Source organism: Paenibacillus sp. HB172176 (genome assembly GCF_011947265.1).
Taxonomy (GTDB): Bacteria; Bacillota; Bacilli; order Paenibacillales; family Paenibacillaceae; genus Pristimantibacillus.
The window spans coordinates 1-1,623 of sequence record NZ_JAATHD010000065.1 but is presented as its reverse complement, the minus strand read 5'-3'; the positions used below and the strand labels follow the sequence as shown (position 1 = coordinate 1,623).

Sequence of the window (1,623 nt, the reverse complement as noted above, 5' to 3'; positions counted from 1 at the left end):
CTGGACAGTAAAAAGTTTTACATCATTAAGAAGCAAGGAAATCGGCGTCCTGCTGGGCCGCTTTCTGCTTGGAACGAATAATTTGAGTTAGCGAGATCTGCGAATTTTGGGCAAACAGGCGAAAAATCGATTGACGAAAATACGCCACAACCGTGGCCTCCGAGACGATGGACTTGGAGGGGGTGCGCAGGTAGCGGAAAAACAGCCCCGGCTTATGACCGGAAAAGCGCAAAGCGATCAATTGAATCAATCCCGTTGCAATAACGCTGCACATGACAAACCCTTCGATGGCTTGCAAGGTCAAACGGATCCGTTTTTGTTGCTGCTCGTTCGTCACGTCCTCCAGGGGGTCCGGTTCCTTTTTCCGGCGATAACGGTTTAGCTTTGGCATCGCCGCGCTCCAGAAGCGGTAGCCGAATGCGCCAATGACTTGCTTCATTTCGCGAAACGTGCATTCGATCTTGAATCGGTAGCTGTATGCGGTAAGAATCTGTAGGGGCTCCAGACTCAGATCGGTGCTGACGAAAATGGCGAGACGCTCTCCCTGTCGCACGAGCACAAAACGCAGTTGCTGGTACAGTCCCTGGCCCCATAACAAATCCGTACACAGGAAGGACACCGTCTCTTCTTTGCCGTAGAGCGTCACCGTGGTCGTTTGAAAATCGGCTGCGCGTGTCTGAAACAGCGTGGCGAGCTTGACCATGTTGCCTTTCTTCGGCGGACGCCCCCGCCCCGGCTTCTTCGCGGTGGGCGCCTCGTAGGCGACCGCATTCATCTTGGCGCGGGTCACGAGGTGTACGGACGATGCGTGCGAACGATTACCCTCGGCCAACCGCTGCAGGGCGGGAATGGACAGGTAGTAGCGATCCAGCAGAAGCAGCGCACGACCGAAGACTCCCGTAGCCGTAAAGGCTTGATCGATCACTTGTACGACGTGAGACGCTTGCCGCTCCTCGGAGGAGTCGTCCCAGCCGAAGATCGCTTTCACGCCGTCCTGCAGATTGAGGAACAGCGGCAAGCAAAACCATTTTTCCGCCGGGCCGGCCAGCACGCCAATTGCGCCAAAGAAGTGCCCAAAGATGTATTCGCCTTTGGCGGAATTCTCGGATTCCTGATGCAATTTCTTCACACCCGGCATGTACTTGGCTTCTTTGGTCTTCTTCATACCATCGCTAACCAGCAGGACACGTCCAAGAAAGCGTACAACCGGTGCGTGTCGGTTCACCGCTTTGTACCAGGCGAGTTGCAGCGACTCCAGCGACCAGGCGGAGGAACGGAAGAAATGGAGCATCGACTCGTAATGGCGCGGATCCAGTGCCAGATTGCGGATGATCGAAGTGACACCAAGATGATCGGAACGCACCATGAGACCGACAACAATGACCACGAACCACTCGTACGAAGCGGTTCGGGTGAAACAATTTCGAAAACTGGACAATATCTCATTCATAAATTTCAACATGGTATGGTCGATCGCGATGAAATAGGGTAAACTATCCAAGCAACCCTTTCTAGCGATCTGTCCTCCTTTCCGGCGTAGGAACCGTAAGGATATCACAGATTCGCTTGATTGGGTTGTTTTACCATGTGTCCATTTTTTGACGAGAACTTTTCACTGTCCAG

Annotated in this window: 1 protein-coding gene; it reads right to left on the bottom strand. The window is 53.5% G+C overall.

Annotated elements, in window-relative coordinates:
- Positions 1–25 precede the first annotated feature (25 nt).
- Positions 26–1,501: a transposase gene (locus HFP08_RS28730; RefSeq protein WP_240941937.1), complete on the bottom strand. Its 1,476-nt coding sequence runs from the start codon at positions 1,499–1,501 to the stop codon at positions 26–28.
- Positions 1,502–1,623: the final 122 nt, after the last annotated feature.